Source organism: Stenotrophomonas sp. YJH_SMC_91 (assembly GCF_059368495.1).
On sequence record NZ_JCAFRT010000011.1, the window covers coordinates 145,216 to 162,278 of the forward strand.

At 58.4% G+C, this 17,063-nt stretch carries 15 protein-coding genes; 14 read left to right on the plus strand and 1 reads right to left on the minus strand.

Annotation, left to right across the window (positions count from 1 at the left end):
- Positions 1 to 24: 24 nt before the first annotated feature.
- The 14 genes from AC5P5X_RS14535 (at position 25) to AC5P5X_RS14600 (ending at position 16,994) form a co-directional block, all read left to right on the plus strand.
- Entirely contained in the window at positions 25 to 1,521 is a 1,497-nt protein-coding gene (locus AC5P5X_RS14535) for a type I restriction-modification system subunit M (protein ID WP_495216001.1), read from the plus strand.
- Positions 1,518 to 1,871 carry a hypothetical protein gene (locus AC5P5X_RS14540; RefSeq protein ID WP_161613631.1) on the plus strand — a complete coding sequence of 118 codons (354 nt, stop codon included), beginning with the start codon at positions 1,518 to 1,520 and terminating at the stop codon, positions 1,869 to 1,871. The genes AC5P5X_RS14535 and AC5P5X_RS14540 overlap by 4 nt, the downstream gene beginning before the upstream one ends.
- A complete protein-coding gene (locus AC5P5X_RS14545) occupies positions 1,868 to 3,379 on the plus strand; it encodes a type I restriction-modification system subunit M (RefSeq protein ID WP_495216002.1) in 1,512 nt (503 codons plus the stop codon). Before AC5P5X_RS14540 ends, AC5P5X_RS14545 begins: the two co-directional genes overlap by 4 nt.
- A complete protein-coding gene (locus tag AC5P5X_RS14550) occupies positions 3,376 to 5,280 on the plus strand; it encodes an ATP-dependent nuclease (RefSeq protein ID WP_495216003.1) in 1,905 nt (634 codons plus the stop codon). The genes AC5P5X_RS14545 and AC5P5X_RS14550 overlap by 4 nt, the downstream gene beginning before the upstream one ends.
- Complete coding sequence (locus tag AC5P5X_RS14555; protein WP_495216004.1) at positions 5,277 to 6,947, plus strand: UvrD-helicase domain-containing protein; 1,671 nt, start codon at positions 5,277 to 5,279, stop codon at positions 6,945 to 6,947. The genes AC5P5X_RS14550 and AC5P5X_RS14555 overlap by 4 nt, the downstream gene beginning before the upstream one ends.
- Positions 6,944 to 8,131, plus strand: coding sequence for a restriction endonuclease subunit S (locus tag AC5P5X_RS14560; protein ID WP_495216005.1), 1,188 nt, complete (start codon positions 6,944 to 6,946; stop codon positions 8,129 to 8,131). Before AC5P5X_RS14555 ends, AC5P5X_RS14560 begins: the two co-directional genes overlap by 4 nt.
- Positions 8,121 to 11,123, plus strand: coding sequence for a type I restriction endonuclease subunit R (locus tag AC5P5X_RS14565; protein WP_495216006.1), 3,003 nt, complete (start codon positions 8,121 to 8,123; stop codon positions 11,121 to 11,123). The genes AC5P5X_RS14560 and AC5P5X_RS14565 overlap by 11 nt, the downstream gene beginning before the upstream one ends.
- A 373-nt stretch (positions 11,124 to 11,496) precedes the next feature.
- Positions 11,497 to 12,453, plus strand: coding sequence for a DUF932 domain-containing protein (locus AC5P5X_RS14570; protein WP_135965900.1), 957 nt, complete (start codon positions 11,497 to 11,499; stop codon positions 12,451 to 12,453).
- Positions 12,453 to 12,962, plus strand: coding sequence for a JAB domain-containing protein (locus AC5P5X_RS14575; RefSeq protein WP_225792103.1), 510 nt, complete (start codon positions 12,453 to 12,455; stop codon positions 12,960 to 12,962). Before AC5P5X_RS14570 ends, AC5P5X_RS14575 begins: the two co-directional genes overlap by 1 nt.
- Before the next feature lie 122 nt (positions 12,963 to 13,084).
- Positions 13,085 to 14,074, plus strand: a complete 990-nt coding sequence (locus tag AC5P5X_RS14580) for a YqaJ viral recombinase family nuclease (protein WP_070473783.1) — start codon at positions 13,085 to 13,087, stop codon at positions 14,072 to 14,074.
- A complete protein-coding gene (locus AC5P5X_RS14585; protein WP_070473785.1) occupies positions 14,068 to 14,955 on the plus strand; it encodes a recombination directionality factor in 888 nt (295 codons plus the stop codon). Before AC5P5X_RS14580 ends, AC5P5X_RS14585 begins: the two co-directional genes overlap by 7 nt.
- A 319-nt stretch (positions 14,956 to 15,274) precedes the next feature.
- Complete coding sequence (locus AC5P5X_RS14590) at positions 15,275 to 15,580, plus strand: AlpA family phage regulatory protein (protein WP_070473787.1); 306 nt, start codon at positions 15,275 to 15,277, stop codon at positions 15,578 to 15,580.
- Positions 15,580 to 15,924: a hypothetical protein gene (locus AC5P5X_RS14595; protein WP_062607661.1), complete on the plus strand. Its 345-nt coding sequence runs from the start codon at positions 15,580 to 15,582 to the stop codon at positions 15,922 to 15,924. Before AC5P5X_RS14590 ends, AC5P5X_RS14595 begins: the two co-directional genes overlap by 1 nt.
- Complete coding sequence (locus AC5P5X_RS14600) at positions 15,921 to 16,994, plus strand: YfjI family protein (protein ID WP_495216007.1); 1,074 nt, start codon at positions 15,921 to 15,923, stop codon at positions 16,992 to 16,994. The genes AC5P5X_RS14595 and AC5P5X_RS14600 overlap by 4 nt, the downstream gene beginning before the upstream one ends.
- On the opposite strand, the gene AC5P5X_RS14605 is transcribed toward AC5P5X_RS14600, so the two are convergent.
- Positions 16,950 to 17,063: IS3 family transposase (locus AC5P5X_RS14605; RefSeq protein WP_495216008.1), on the minus strand; the 114-nt coding region annotated here is incomplete at its 5' end. The two genes, AC5P5X_RS14600 and AC5P5X_RS14605, sit on opposite strands and share 45 nt — an antisense overlap.

The window sequence follows — 17,063 nt, forward strand, 5'->3', positions numbered from 1 at the left end:
CATTGATATAGAAGGGCTATTCGTTTGAGCGACCAACAAATCACCCTCAGCCAACTCGAAGGTCACCTCTGGGAATCCGCCAACATTCTGCGTGGCCCGGTGGATGCGGCTGATTTCAAGACCTACATCTTCCCGCTGCTGTTCTTTAAACGAATCTGCGATGTCTGGGACGAGGAATACCAGGAGATTGTCGACGAGACTGGCGACGAGCAACTAGCCTGGTTTCCGGAGTCGCACCGCTTCCAGATCCCGGAAGACTGTCACTGGAACGACGTTCGCACCAAGGCCAGCAATGTCGGGGCGGCCCTTCAGCGCGCGATGCGCGAGATTGAGAAAGCCAACCCCGACACCCTGTACGGCGTGTTCGGTGATGCCCAGTGGTCGAACAAGGATCGGCTGTCTGACGCCCTGCTCAAGGACCTGATCGAGCACTTCTCCAAGCTGCCGTTTGGCAATAAGAACGTCAACTCGGATCTGCTTGGCGACGCCTACGAATACCTGATCAAGAAGTTTGCTGACGCCACCAACAAGAAGGCCGGCGAGTTCTATACCCCGCGCAGCGTGGTACGCCTGATGATCGACATGCTGGACCCGAAGGAGGCAGACACGATCTATGACCCGGCCTGCGGAACGGGCGGCATGCTGTTGGCGGCCGTGGAGCACGTGCGCCAGACCCACGGTGACGTCAAGCGTCTGTGGGGCAAGCTCTATGGCCAGGAAAAAAACCTGACCACCTCCTCTATTGCTCGCATGAACCTGTTCCTGCACGGCATCGAGGATTTCCATGTGGTGCGTGGTGACACGCTGCGCAGCCCGGCCTTCTTCGAGGGCGACCGGCTGGCCACCTTCGACTGCGTCATCGCCAATCCGCCGTTTTCGCTGGAAAAGTGGGGCGAGGACCTGTGGCTGAACGATCCCTTCGGCCGCAACTTTGCCGGTCTGCCGCCGGCATCCAGCGGTGACTTCGCGTGGGTGCAACACATGGTCAAGTCGATGGCCGACGTCAGCGGTCGGATGGCCGTGGTGCTGCCCCAGGGCGCCCTGTTCCGCAAAGGTGTGGAAGGCAGCATCCGCCAGAAGCTGCTGGAGATGGATCTGGTCGAGGCGGTGATCGGTTTGGCGCCCAACCTTTTCTACGGCACCGGGCTCGCCGCGTGCATCCTGGTTCTGCGCAAGCGCAAGCCGGCCAAGCACAAGAAGAAGGTACTGATCGCCGATGCGTCACGCCTGTTCCGCCGGGGTCGTGCGCAAAACTATCTGGAGCCCGAGCACGCCACCGAAATCCTCGGCTGGTATCGCGGCTTTGCCGATGTGCAGGACGCAGTCCGCGTGGTCAGCCTCGACGAGATCAAGGCCGAAGACTGGACGCTGAACATTTCGCGCTATGTCCTGCCGCCATTGCAGGAAGACATCCCAGCGCTGCCCGATGCTATCGCGGCATTCAAGGACGCGCTCACCCGCTGCCGTGAAGCCGAAGAGCGACTCGCGCAGGTCATGACTGAAGGGGGATGGCTCAAGTGACCAAGCCCGCGCATCACCTCACGGATGACATCCTCGCCGCTCTCATGGCGCGCTACGAAACCGATCGCCTTGTCGTTTCAACCGCCTATGACGATGGGGGCACCGACTCCTTGAGAAGCCGGCTGGAGGGCGGGCTGCTCAATCAGATGGAGAGCGGGGACGCCATGGCCGCGCGCTACGCCATCTGGGCCAATACTGTCCGCGACAACATCATCACCGGCATGAATGCATTGAAGGCTGGCAAGTCGGACGAGGGCTATCGGCACCTGATTCACGCGGCTAACAGTTTGTCCGCTTTCTCGGACGCTCAGGCCTACCTTGATCCGCTCAATATGGGGAAGCGCGCATGAGCCGCATCAGCCAACAAGAACTCGAAAGCTACCTCTGGGGTGCCGCCGTGCTGCTGCGCGGTCTCATCGACGCCGGTGACTACAAGCAGTTCATCTTCCCGCTGCTGTTCTACAAGCGCGTGTCGGATGTGTGGGAGGAAGAATACCAAGCGGCCCTGGCCAACTCAGGCGGCGACCTCTCCTACGCGCAGTTCGCGGAGAACCATCGCTTCCAGATTCCTGAGGGCGCGCACTGGAACGATGTTCGCCAGGCACCCAAGAACGTCGGTGCCGCCATCCAGAAGGCCATGCGCGCCATCGAAAGCGCCAACCCGGATCTGCTCGACGGCATCTTCGGTGACGCGCCCTGGACCAACCGCGAGCGTCTGCCCGACGAAACGCTGAAAAACCTCATCGAGCACTTCTCGACGCAGACGCTCTCGGTGGCCAACGTCCCCGAGGACGAGTTGGGCAACGCCTACGAGTACCTGATCAAGAAGTTCGCGGACGATTCCGGCCACACGGCGGCCGAGTTCTACACCAACCGCACCGTCGTCCACTTGATGACGCAACTTCTTGCACCTCAGGCCGGCGAGTCGATCTACGACCCCACCTGCGGTACCGGCGGCATGCTGATCTCGGCCTTGGACGAAGTGAAGCGCTCGGGCGGCGAGTACCGCACGCTCAAGCTCTACGGGCAGGAGCGCAACCTCATTACCTCATCCATCGCTCGCATGAACCTGTTCCTGCACGGCGTGGAGGACTTCGAAATCATCCGGGGTGACACCTTGGCCGAACCCAAGCACATCGAAGGCGACCGCCTGCGCCAGTTCGACGTGATCCTGGCCAACCCGCCGTACTCCATCAAGCAGTGGAACCGCGAGGCCTGGAGCAGCGATAAGTGGGGCCGCAACTCCCTGGGTACGCCGCCGCAGGGCCGCGCCGATTACGCCTTCCAGCAGCACATCCTGACCAGCCTCACCGCCAAGGGGCGCTGTGCCGTGCTCTGGCCCCACGGTGTGTTGTTCCGTAATGAAGAACAGGCCATGCGCGCCAAGATGGTCGAGCAGGACTGGGTCGAGGCCGTCATCGGCTTGGGCCCCAACCTGTTCTACAACTCCCCGATGGAGTCGTGCATCGTCATCTGCAACCGCAAGAAGGTCGCAGCTCGCAAGGGCAAGGTGATCTTCATCGACGCGGTGAACGAGGTCACCCGGGAGCGGGCGCAGAGCTTTCTGAAGCCCGAGCACCAGCAGCGCATCCTGAGCGCTTACAAGACCTTTGCGGATGTGCCCGGTTTCGCCAAGGTCGCCAACCTGGCAGAAATCGGCGCGAATGCTGGCAATCTGTCAATCCCGCTCTACGTGAAGCGTGTTGCTGCAGTCAGTGCCACCGACAGCAACGGTGAGGCAATATCGCTGCGCACGTCCTGGGAGCAGTGGCAAAACGACGGCCGTGTCTTCTGGCAACAGATGGATGTACTTGTGGAAACGTTGGATAGCGTTTCAAAGGCAGAGGACGCTGTATGAAGCTTCAAACGATTCGTCTATCGAATTTCCAGTCTTTTGGAGTAGAGCCTACCGAGCTCGAGCTGGATGATATTACCTACCTGATTGGCCCCAACGGCTCAGGTAAGACAGCTGCGCTCCAAGCGCTGTGCCGCCTGTTTGCTTTCGATCCATCCTTGCGCCGCATCCTGCGATCAGACTTTCACGTCCCCTTTGATGAGGAGAAGGTGCCGGAAGAGCGCCAGCTCTGGATAGAGGCCGATTTCCTCTTCCCGGAGCTGGCGGAAGATGAAGACAACAGCACCGTTGCTCCTCACTTTGGCCACATGCGGCTTGATGAGGCGGATGGCATTCCGCGTGTGCGCTTTCGCCTCAGTGCCACCATGGGACCGGATGGCGACATAGAAGAGACCTTGGTCTATGTCTTGGACATCAATGCAGATGGTTCGCCGCTTAACACAGCGCAAGTGCCCCGGTCTGAGCGCAACCATATCCATGTCCACTACCTGCCCGCCCGCCGTGACCCAGCTGATCACATTGCCTACGGCGCCAATGCGTTGCTCGGGCGCATGCTGCGTGCGGTGAACTGGGATGCAGAGCGTGATGTCATCAAGGGGCTCACTGACCAAATCAGCGACAGTCTGGCGGCCAACCCATCGGTAGATGCATTCAGCACAAGCTTGAAAGCGGCTTGGGACACTTTGCACAAAGGCAGTTTCTTTACCGACCCGAAAATCACTTTCGTGGCCTCTGAGGTTGAAGCCTTGTTGAGGCATATGTCGGTTTCCTTTTCGCCCGGGCACGATGAGCAGTTGGTGGACTTCTCACGCCTGAGTGATGGTCAGAAGTCGATGCTCTACCTGTCCCTCGTGCTGTCGTCACAGGCCATTGGTCGCGCCGTACTGGCTGAAGAGGACACATCATTCGATGCCGACAAGTTGCGGCCACCTGTCTTTACGCTGGTTGCCGTTGAGGAGCCCGAAAACAGCCTCTCCCCGCACTACCTTGGGCGGATCGTTAGTGCTTTAAGCACCATGGTTCAGCACCCGGACGCCCAGGCCCTCATCGCCACGCATGCGCCGTCGATGCTGCGGCGCGTAGCCCCCGAACGGATCCGGTACCTGCGTCTGACCGAGGGGCGAACATCGCGCGTTACCCATATCCAGTTGCCCGACACCGCGGACGACGCACACAAATTTGTGCGGGAAGCCGTCCAGGCATTTCCTGAGGTCTATTTCTCGCGGCTCGTCGTCCTGGGCGAAGGCGATAGCGAAGAGATCGTGTTGCCACGCCTGCTGCAGGTCAAAGGAGCGCCGGTTGATGAGTCTGCAGTCACGATTGCGCCGCTAGGAGGCAGGCATGTTAATCACTTCTGGCGCCTGCTGTCGGCTTTGCAGATTCCGTATCTGACCCTCCTTGATCTGGATGTGGCTCGTTATACCGCAGGCTGGGGGCGAATCAAGTACGCCAATGACCAGTTGGCTTTGCATGAGCCGAGCAAGGTCCTCCCCGCCGGCCATGTCATCCCCAATTGGAAAGATGCCACCCACAAAGTCCGGGATTACGGAAACTATCTTGCGGCGCTCGAAGAACGAGATGTGTACTTCTCATACCCCATGGATCTGGATTTCGCTATGTTGCTTGCGTACCCAGATGCGTATGGCGTGGCAGAGGAAGATCCCGAGGAATCCACGATCAAAGCTGTCTTGGGTAAAAGTCACCACGACGCAAGCCAGTACAGCAAAGGTGAACAGAAGCTATTTAACACTTACCATCAGCTCTTCAAGTTGGGTAGCAAACCTGCAGCCCATATCGATGCACTGGCCCAACTGACCGATGAGAAATTGCTGGAAGACATGCCAGCATCCTTGAGCAGATTAGCTGATGCCGTCATCGCCAAGCTCGCGGGGTTGCCGGAGTGATTGCGGTCGATACCTGGAATGCTGCGGATGGGCTGACGCTTGAACCCAATGCCCTGCGCGCAGCCAAGGAACGGGCGTGCAGTCTTGCGCTCACCGCTGGCCCAGGTGCTGGAAAGACAGAAATGCTTGCGCAGCGGGCAGACTTCCTGCTGCGCACTGGAACCTGTCGTTATCCCAAACGCATACTGGCCATCTCGTTCAAGGTCGATGCCAGCAGCAACCTGAAAGAGCGGGTCAAGCGACGCTGCGGCCCAGAGCTGGCTACGCGATTTGACAGCTACACCTTCCATGCATTTGCCAAGCGAATCATTGATAGATTCCGTCCCGTTCTTCAGGGAGTCGACGCCCTTAATGCTGGATACAAGATTGGAGCTCAGAGGGTTAGTCATGATCAAATCACATTTAATGAGCTTGTACCGTTTGCGGTTGAGATATTGAAAAGTTCCAGCATTGCCAGAAACGCCATCCGTCAAACCTACAGCGACGTCTTCCTCGACGAATTCCAGGACTGTACAAACCTGCAGTACGAGCTGCTCAAGCTCGCGTTTCATGGTACGAGCATTCGCTTGACCGCCGTGGGCGACACCAAGCAGAAGATCATGGGTTGGGCGGGGGCCATGGACGGCATCTTTCAGGCTTTCGTTGCTGACTTTGCTGCCACGCCGCTCAATATGTACCGCAACTTTCGCTCAAAGCCCCGACTGCTGCGCCTGCAGAACGAGATTATTCGCAGACTTGACCCTTCATCCGTCATGCCTGATGAGCAGCTTGCCGGCGACGAGGGCGAGGTATTCGCGTGTCGCTTCGAAGACAGTCGGAAGGAGGCAGACTATCTCGCAGACTTGATTGAAGGCTGGATAAAGACCGAGCAGCTGCCCCCCGCGGAAATTGCGGTCCTGATTCGCAATCAGCTCGACCTGTACGCCGATCATCTGATGGCGGCTCTAGAGGCACGTGGTATCCCCTTCCGCAACGAGCAGCAGATGCAGGACATCACGGTCGAGCCGGCTGCACGTTTGATCGTGGACTATCTGTCCTGCCTCTATGGTCAGCGCGAGCCCAAAGCCTGGATTCGGCTCATGAATCAGCTGATCCCGTTTGCTGATGAAGAGATTCAGTCGACAGCACGCAAGGAACTTGATCGGCTCGTCAAGCAGCAACGAAAAGAAACGGCCATTGCCGGGCTGGTCGATGAGCCCTTCTCCGGCTGGTGGAAGTTTGTTCAGGCATTCCTGAAGCAAGTCAGTATCGAAACACTGGTGTCGCTTTCCCCGGACTACGAGTCGCACGATCGGTTGAAAGAGGTGATTCGTGACACCAAAGCCAGGATCGAGGAATTGCTAAAGCAGGAGCCTGACTTGCCCAAAGCCCTCGAACGCTTCTCAGACGACCAAGCAGTGCGAATACTGACCATCCATAAGAGCAAGGGCCTTGAGTTTGATTCGGTCATCATCATGGCCGTCGAAAAAGAAATCTTCTTTGGTGATCAGGACGAAAACAGATGCGCCTATTTCGTCGGGGTTTCTCGTGCCAAGAAGCGCTTGGTCCTTACGCATGCCGATCAACGGGAGCGCCCAGCGGGACATACGAGGCGCTGGGATGTGCAGCGCACGGCTCAAAATGAGTACTTCGGCTACGCCACACCGTTTGTGAGACGAGAAATATGAACAACAAGACATTAAAGCCAGGCTGGCAGCGAGTGAAGTTTGGCGACGTGGTGCGCCTCTCGAAAGCCCGCAGCCAAGATCCGCTCTCTGATGGCATTGAACGCTACGTCGGTCTGGAACACCTCGAACCCGGTGACTTGCGCATCCGCCGTTGGGGCAGCGTCGCTGACGGCGTGACCTTCACCAGCGTGTTTCAACCGGGGCAGGTGCTGTTCGGCAAGCGACGCGCTTACCAGCGCAAGGTGGCTGTGGCGGATTTCTCTGGGGTGTGTTCCGGGGACATCTACGTGCTGGAGACCAAGGATGCGCAGGTCTTGCTGCCGGAGCTGCTGCCATTCATTTGCCAGACCGATGCCTTCTTCGATCACGCTGTTGGCACGTCGGCGGGCTCACTGAGCCCGCGTACTAACTGGACGAGTTTGGCGGATTTTGAGTTTGCACTGCCGTCAATGGAGGCGCAAAAATTGATCTTGTCTGTGCTGACCAGCTACTCCGCACTTGATGACAATTACGCGTCCGCCAACCGCTGCGCCCTTGATCTATTGTGTTCGCATGCAAATGCAATTTTCTCAAATCGAAAATACGATCTTGTCTCATTCGAAAAGGTATTGACCCGGCAGCCACAGAGCGGGCTTTACAAGGCTCAGGAATTTCTAGGGCGAGGCACGAAGATCGTAAACATGGGTGAGTTATTCGGCTTTGACACGATTGACAGTTCAATTGACATGAAGCGCATGGAGCTTACCCAAGAGGAAGTTTCAAAGTACCAACTCACCCCGGATGATCTGTTGTTTGGACGGCGTTCGATTGTTCTCGAAGGCGCAGGAAAGTGTTCAATGATCGGAGACCTTCAGGAACCGGTAATTTTTGAATCCTCAATTCTCCGAGTGACAGTTAATCCCGAAGTCGTTCTTCCGCAATTCATCTTTGAATGGCTGAGAAGCCCCAAAGGCACTCAGCAGATCACCCGGATAAGAAGCTTTACTACAGTCGCAGGAATTGCCGGGTCAGATTTAAAAAGAATCGTTGTACCTGTGATGCCAATCAAAGAGCAACTTGCGATCAGCGATGAGTTGTCGTCAATGAGAGCTTCCGTGGGTGCGTTAAGTCAGCGTCAAACGGCAAATAGGGCTCTCAAGAAAACAATTTTGGAAGAAGTTTTGGGGGGCTGGGATGTTCACTGAATCCAACACCGTCGAAGCCTACGTCCGCGATCTGCTCGCCGGCCCAGTCAAGGCTGTCCCGGCCAACACCGCCCAGGAACCTCAAGCCAGCTACGGTCCCAGCCCCAAAGGCATCGGCTGGCGCTACGCTGCTCCGTCTGAGGTGCCGCGCCAGATCCAGGAAGTGCTGGTCGAACCCTGGCTGCGCGATGCACTGATCCGCCTAAACCCCGAGATTGCCGCCCAGCCCGACCGCGCCGACGAGGTGCTCTACAAGCTGCGCGCCATCGTGCTGTCGGTGCGATCGGATGGCCTGATCCGCGCCAACGAGGAAATGACCGCCTGGATGCGCGGTGAGCGCTCGATGCCCTTCGGCCCCAACAACGAGCATGTGCCGGTGCGGCTGATCGACCTGGATGATCTGGCGCAGAACCAGTACACCGTCACCCAGCAGTTCATTTACCGCGCAGGCCCCACCGAGCGCCGCGCGGATCTGGTGCTCTTGGTTAACGGACTGCCGTTGGTGCTGATCGAGGCGAAGACGCCTGTCAAGAAGTGCATCAGCTGGGTCGATGGCGCGGTGCAGGTGCACGACGACTATGAGAAGTTCGTGCCTGAGCTGTTCGTCTGCAACGTGTTCTCGGTGGCGACTGAAGGCAAGGCTTACCACTACGGGTCCATCGGCCTGCCGGTCAAGGATTGGGGGCCGTGGCATCTGGATGGCAATGGGGAGGATGGTCAGCACCACCCGCTGAAGTCGCTCAAGCTGTCCGCTGAGAGCATGTTGCGCCCGCATGTGGTGCTGGACATCCTCGGCAGCTTCACCCTGTTCGCCACCAACAAGAAAAAGCAGCGCATCAAGATTATCTGCCGCTACCAGCAGTTTGAAGCGGCCAACAAGATCGTCGAGCGTGTGCTGGCGGGCTACCCCAGGAAGGGCTTGATCTGGCATTTCCAGGGCTCGGGCAAGTCGCTGCTGATGGTGTTTGCCGCACAGAAGCTACGCATGCATGCGGGCCTGAAGAACCCCACGGTGCTGATCGTGGTGGATCGGATCGACCTCGATAGCCAGATCACCGGCACCTTCACCGGAGCGGACATTCCCAATCTGGAAAAGGCAGATAGCCGCGAGAAGCTACAGCAGTTGCTGGCGCAGGATGTGCGCAAGATCATCATCACCACGATCTTCAAGTTCGGCGAGGGCCCCAACTCAACAAAAGGGGGCAGCCTGAACGACCGCAGCAACATCATCGCCTTGGTGGACGAAGCCCACCGCACGCAAGAAGGCGACTTGGGCCGCAAGATGCGTGAGGCCCTGCCCAACGCGTTTCTGTTCGGTCTGACCGGTACGCCGATCAACCGTGCCGACCGCAACACCTTCTACGCCTTCGGAGCCGACGAGGATGAGAAGGGCTACATGAGCCGCTACGGCTTCGAGGAGTCGATCCGCGATGGTGCCACGCTGAAACTGCACTTCGAACCGCGCTTGATCGATCTGCACATCGACAAGGCCGCCCTGGACGCCGCCTACAAAGACCTGACCGGCGGCCTGTCAGATCTGGACAAAGACAACCTCGCCAAGACCGCCGCCAAGATGGCCGTGCTGGTGAAGACGCCCGAGCGCATCCGCAAGATCTGCGAGGACATCGTCGAGCACTTCCAGACCAAGGTGGAGCCCAACGGCTTCAAGGGGCAGATCGTCACCTTTGACCGGGAATCCTGCTTACTATTCAAGGCCGAGCTAGACAAGCTGCTGCCGCCCGAGGCTACAGACATCGTGATGTCGGTGCAGGCGGCGGACAAGAAGGAACACCCAGAGTACGCGGCCTACGACCGTTCACGCGATGAGGAAGAACGGCTGCTCGATCGCTTCCGCGACCCGGCCGACCCGCTGAAGCTGATCATCGTCACGGCCAAGCTGCTGACCGGCTTCGACGCGCCCATCCTGCAGGCCATGTACCTGGACAAGCCGCTGCGCGACCACACGCTGTTGCAGGCCATCTGCCGGGTGAACCGCACCTACTCCGAGCAGAAGACCCATGGCCTGATCGTCGACTACCTCGGCATCTTCGATGATGTGGCGGCGGCGCTGGAATTTGACGACCAGAGCGTCAAGCAGGTGGTCAGCAACATCCAGGAGTTGAAGGACAAGCTGCCTGAGGCGATGCAGAAATGCTTGGCCTTTTTCACCGGCTGTGATCGTACCCTGCAAGGCTATGAGGGCCTGATCGCGGCTCAGCAGTGCCTGCCCAACAACGAGGTTCGAGACAACTTTGCTGCTGAGTACAGCGTGCTCAACAAGATCTGGGAGGCGCTGTCACCGGACACCGTTCTGGGCCCCTTCGAGAAGGACTACAAGTGGTTGTCGCAGGTGTACCAGTCGGTGCAGCCCTCCAGTGGCCACGGCAAGCTGATCTGGCATTCGCTGGGCGCCAAGACCATCGAGCTGATTCACCAGAACGTGCATGTGGACGCCGTGCGGGATGACCTTGACACCCTGGTGCTGGACGCTGATCTGCTGGAGGCCGTGCTGTCGAACCCCGACCCGAAGAAGGCCAAGGAGATCGAGATCAAGCTCAAGCGCCGACTGCGTGGGCATGGCGGCAACCCCAAGTTCAAGAAGCTGTCGGAACGGCTTGATGCGCTGAAAGACCGGTTCGAGTCTGGTCAGATCAACAGCGTGGAGTTTCTGAAGCAGTTGTTGGAGATCGCCAAGGAAACGCTGCAAGCCGAGAAGGATGTCCCGCCCGAAGAGGACGAGGATCGCGGCAAGGCGGCGCTCACCGAGCTGTTCAACGAGGTCAAGACGGCCGAGACACCCATCATGGTGGAACGTGTGGTCGCCGACATCGACGAGATTGTGCGACTAGTCCGCTTCCCGGGCTGGCAAGGCACGCAGGCCGGTGAGCGTGAAGTCAAGAAGGCACTGCGCAAGGCCCTCTTCAAATACAAGCTGCACGCGGATGAGGAGCTGTTCGAGAAAGCCTACAGCTACATCCGGCAGTATTACTAAAAGAGGCGGAGGATGACCACTCAGACGATCGATAGTGCACCGCTTTCAACCTTGTTTGGGGCAGTTGCGGATGCGTAATATAAATAAATTCAGACACATATCACCCAGTTGATGCCGGTGGTTGCTGGCTTCGCGTGTCGATGCTCCGCAATGAAGCATCTTCCTTGGGTATGGCTGTATGAAAGAAAGATCCGATTGTCTGTACTGTGTTTTGGTTGTCGCAGCCTCCATCATCGCTGCGGTTGCTCGGTGTGCTCTGTCTTCGGGCAGTGAAGACATCGAACCCTTTAATTGATACTGCATTGGCATACGCACAAGGCCCGGCATCGTCCGGGCCTTGTGCGTTTGTGCCATAAGAAGCGAGGAAAATACGATGCATCTGGTTGAAACAATGGCTTATGCGGGTGCTAAGCCGTGGCATGGTCTGGGCAATAAGCTTGAACAGCACCAGCCCATTGAGGTCTGGAAGCGTCAGGCTGGTATGGATTGGCAAATCGAGGACTCCGAGGTCCGCTTCATCACGGGCAGCAATGCCATCGGTGCCATCCACTCCTTCCCGGAGCAGAAGGTTCTTTATCGCTCCGATACCAGGGAGCCGCTGGCAGTCGTCTCCAAGCGGTTCAAGGTGGTCCAGCCGGGAGAGATCCTGGAGTTCTACCGTGACCTGACGCAGCACAGTGGCTTTGAGCTGGAGACGGCGGGGGTGCTCAAGGGTGGCAAGAAGTTCTGGGCCATGGCTCGGACGGGCCAGAGCACGTCGCTCAAGGGGCGTGACCGGGTGGATGGCTATCTTTTGCTTGCTACTGCCTGTGACGGCACGTTGGCCACCACGGCGCAGTTCACCTCGGTGCGCGTGGTGTGCAACAACACCCTGCAGATCGCTCTGGGAGACAGCAGCGGAGCCATCAAGGTCCCGCATCGTAGTCAGTTCGACCCGGATGCCGTGAAGCGGCAGTTGGGGATCACCGTCTCGACATGGGACAGCTTCGTGGCTCGCATGAAAGCCCTCTGCGACCGTCCAGTTGACCCCGATACGGTCGATGGTCTGTTGCGACGGGTGCTTACCTACCAAGGCCAGGGCAGCACCGCTGAGGTCGTCAACGAACAGGCGCTGGCCAGTGTCCGTGCCCTGTATGAGGGCGGCGGTCGAGGCGCGTTGTTGCCTTCCAGCCGTGCAACGGCCTGGGGCGTACTCAACAGCGTCACGGAGTACGTTGACCACCACCGACGAGCTCGTAGCGATGATCACCGCCGTGATGCGGCATGGTTCGGTGCTGGAGCTCAGCTCAAGCAGCGCGCGTGGGATGAAGTGATGAAGTTGGTGGCCTGATGGAAGCGCAGGCCTATCACATGACCACATCAAGGGCCGGATCCGATGAGGAGGAGAGCAGGATCCGGGTACGTGAGGACAGGACGATTGCGAGGGCGCTGCAGATCCTGCAGAAACGGGCATCGTTGCCAGGGGAGGTGCTGGGAGGAGCAACCCAGGGTGCATTGTTCTTCCGGCTACGTCTGGGAGGCGAAAACCGCGAGCATTTCGAGGTTGCCTTTCTCAACACGCAGTTCCAGCTCATCGCAGTTGAGCGGCTTTTCTCAGGGACGATTGATGCAGCCGAGGTCCATCCTCGGATCGTGGTTCAGAGGGCACTTGCCCACAATGCATCGGCGGTACTCATGGCTCACAACCATCCAAGCGGTAGCTTGCAGCCCTCTGCGTCAGATCGGGCAGTCACGGCGCGGCTGAAGGCTGCCTTGGACACCGTGGACGTGAGGCTGTTGGACCATTTCGTTGTCACCAGCCATGAGGTGGTCTCGATGGCCTCTCAAGGCATGGTCTGACAGAGCTGCAGCGATCAGTGCTGTCGCTTCGCCCATTCATCTTGCCCACATCGATAGCTTGAAATGAAAGACCTGACCAAGGCCGCCCATCAAGGCGGCCTTTTCTATTCCGGAGATTGCCAATGAGCAAGCACACCGCGTTGCGTTTGGTTGATACGCGTTCACTGGATCGCCAGCAGTGGCTGGAGGTCCGCAATGGCGGCATCGGTAGTTCGGATGCTGCCACCGCCGTCGGGTTGAACCCCTACAAGAGCCAGCTGGAGCTGTGGCAGGAGAAGACGGGCCGCAAGCCAATGGAAGAGATCCCACCTGGACAAGAGGATCCCCGCTACTGGGGAACCCTGCTCGAACCCATGGTGGCCACGGCCTACCAGGAGCGCACCGGGAACCGGGTACGCCGGGTCAACGCCGTTCTGCAGCATCCGACCTTTCCGCACATGCTGGCCAACCTCGATCGAGAGGTAATTGGTTCCCCGGCGGTCCAAATCCTTGAGTGCAAGACAGCAGGGGAGTTCGGCTCTCGGCTGTGGAAAGACGGGGTTCCCGAGTACGTGCAGCTGCAGGTACAGCATCAGTTGGCAGTGACGGGGAAGCAGGCAGCAGATGTGGCAGTGCTGCTGTGTGGCCAGGCGCTGAGGATCCACCGTATTGAGCGAGACGAAGAGATCATCAGCCGCTTGGTGGTATTGGAGGCCCGGTTCTGGGAGCACGTCATCAATGACATCGAGCCACCAGCCGATGGCTCGGAGTCAGCGGCCAGGGCGTTGCGGAGCTTGTACCCAGGCAAGGACACCGTTGTCGATTTCAGTCAGGACCCGGAATTGGTCGAGACCTTCACCAACCTCGTCTCGTTAACTGAGGCAGTTGCAGAGCAGGAGCAGCAGGTAGAACTGCTCAAGCAGACACTGCAGCAAGCCATGGGGGACGCTTCCATTGCCCGGTTCGGCTCACTGGGAGAAGTCATCTACCGCCGTAGTAAGGATGGCACGTCACTGGATACCAAGCGGCTCGCAGCCGAGCACCCGGAGATCGCTGCGGCCTACACGGTAGTCCGTCCGGGTTCGCGCCGCTTCCGGATCAACACCACGATCAAAGAGGTCACATCATGCTGAAGGGATTGGCTATCACGCCGCCCGTGATTGGGCGTATTTCCATCGGCCGGGTAGTGGAGCGCAATGGCAAGCGGCTACCTGAGAAGGACGATCAGTTCACCCTCACCAGCCAGGTCCAGAATCGCGAGGGCTGGGTGCTACATCCACTGGATGAGGAGCTGCGGAAGGCATCGGAGGGTAACAAGCTGCGATCCATCCCGGTACGGCTGCTCTTCGACGACCCGACACTGAACCTACGGGCGGACTACTCACTGTTCAACCGAGAGAACGGAAGGCCGCTGTGCGTAGGCAACGGAGAGACCTGTCGACGTGCTGGGCCTGAAGGCATGGAGACGTTGCCATGCCCGGGGCCGGATGCGTGCCAGTTTGCCAATGGGGGCTGCAAGGCATATGCACGTTTGAACGTGGTCATTGGGGACGGGGAGGGGGATGCGATGGGCAGCTTTGTCCTGCGTACCACTTCCTACAACACCATCCGCACACTGGCAGCACGCCTGCACTACCTCAGTGCAGTGTCGGGCGGAAGACTGTCTTGTCTGCCGCTCGAGCTGAAGCTGCGGGGCAAGTCCACGACGATGAGCTACCGATCAGCGATCTACTACGTCGATCTGGTGGTTCGGAGCGGGCTGACGCTCGAATCGGCGGTCGCAGAGGCGGTGGACCGACACGCCGCAAGAGCTGCGGCGGGGATCGACCAAGCTGCACTGGATGAGGCAGCGAGACAGGGCTTCGCAAATGGAGCCTTCGAGGATCTGGACGAAGACGTGCCGGCCGTGGTCGAGGAGTTTTATCCGTCAGGGCATGGCGAGGTTGCACAGGCTCCTGCGAAGGAAAGTCTCAAGGATAGGCTGGAAGCGCAAGCGTCTCGGTTGGTGTCGTAGGGGAGCAGTACCGGTACGGATCTGTATCAGGTACGGACAAGAGGCAGTTCAGGTCCTGAGCGGACATCGGATGGAACGGACCGGTTTGTGGGCGCAGAGGACGAGACATGCCAGGGAGCGAAAGCTCCCTGGCATGTAAGTGTTTGATTTTTCTTTGATCTGGTCGGTTGTGCGCGTCCCTGGAAAAAACCTGGATTTTTTTTCCCTGTACCCCCAACAGCAGCATATCGACACTGATCACGTCGGAGGCCAATCACCTTCGATAGGAAACCGGCCGGATTCCTTCCTGAAACGTTCAACACAACGAAGGAATCAACAAATGAAGCACATGACGTCCAGTCTGCGCCAGGGCGTAGACAAAAGCATGACTTTGGCCGAAGAGAACAACAGTGCTGGGAAAGCAGGTTGGCCGGATAGCCCGACGCTGCGCTTGAAGGAGCTGATCAAGCTGCTGCGTGTCAGCAGGAGCAAGGCCTACGAACTCATGAAGTCCGATCCGGACTTCCCGAAGGGCATTCCGCTTTATGACAGCGAACTGTCCCCGAAGTTCTACTGGACGCATGAGGCCATGGCATGGGCTGAAGGGCGTGCCGTCAAGTTCCGCCGTGCGAAGGAGGCGAAGTGATGATGACTAATTTCGTGAGCCACACCTCGCCGCTTGACGCACTCACGCACGCTCTTGGTGAGCAGTTGTCCAAGGGGAAGAACAAGCTTGAGCAGGATTTCAGGGAGGCCTATCCGATCCTGGAAGAGCACATAGCAAGGAAGATGCGCAAGAAGATCTTGGTAGATCAGTTCAATGCTGCGTACAAGCATGAGCTGAACCTGATTCAGTTCCGAAAGCTGCTCAAGGAGGAGCGTGCTCGTCGCCATGCGGATGGCGATGCTACCCGGTGCCAGAGTTGTGGCCAGCTGTTGGTCGAGGCAGAAGAAAACACCTCTGCTGAGACGACAGGGGAGGATGCATGATGACTACTAATCGGCAGCGTTATGCCCCCAAATATCCTCTGGAAACCTTTCACCATGTTGCTCGTGAGGCTGGTCTTGAGCTCCTCCGCAACGTGCAAGTTCCCGATGCCATGGTTGGCATGGGTCTTATCAATGCCATTTCGATGGCTTGCCAGGGGCTGATTGATGTCAAGTTGCCAACCGGGCAGACCCGGCCTGTAACACAGAATTTGATGCTTGTTGCTGAGTCTGGTGAGCGCAAGTCGACGGTGTTCGAGCTGCTGCAGGCGCCTTTCCGCAATGCAGATACGAAGGCGATGACTGCGTTCAAGCAGCAGACTGAGGCTTATGAGATCGAGTACGGACTCTGGACGGCCAAGATGAAGGGGTTGAGGAGCGCGATCAGTAAAGCAGTTGCAGCAGGTAAGTCTGCGGAAGCACTCGAGTCACAGCTGAAGGAGTACGCAGAAAAGAAACCTCTGCAGCCTCGCTTGCGCTGCTTCCTGCGGCAGGACATCACGGCCAAGGCCATTATGGAGGCCGTTCAGGGTGATGGTGAGTCCATCGCCATCACGACTGATGAAGGTCACATGCTGTTCAAGAGCGAGGCAATGGCGAATGTGGGCTTGCTCAATCGTCTCTGGGATTCACCAGGAATGATGCCGTTGGATCGAGCGGAGAACGAGCATCTGATTGCGATGAATCCGCGCGTGTCTGTGAGCATCATGACCCAGTACGAACCGCTCAAGCAGTTCCTCAATAGGCGAGGCTCTGTCGCAAAGGGGAGTGGGCACTGGGCACGCTATTTGGTCGCGTGGCCTCGCTCCATGATGGGCTATCGGCGAATCGAGGACGTGGAACCGGTGTGGGAGCATTTGCCGGCATTCCATGATCGGATCTCTGAGCTGTTGTACAAGTACAAGGAGCTGTCAGCTTCGGGAGTCATTACTCGTGAAGTGGTGTCTTTCTCCATCGATGCCAGGGCACGCTGGGTAGCACTGGCATCAGAAACTGAGTCTTTGGACCGGCCAGAGTTCTGTAGACACTCAGTTGCCGCTCTGCGCGTAGCGCCTTTCAAACTCTACCGGTGACACGCCGCCAGCGGAACCATGCCGGCGGATCGGGTTGTAGAACATCTCGATGTAGTCGAACACGTCCGA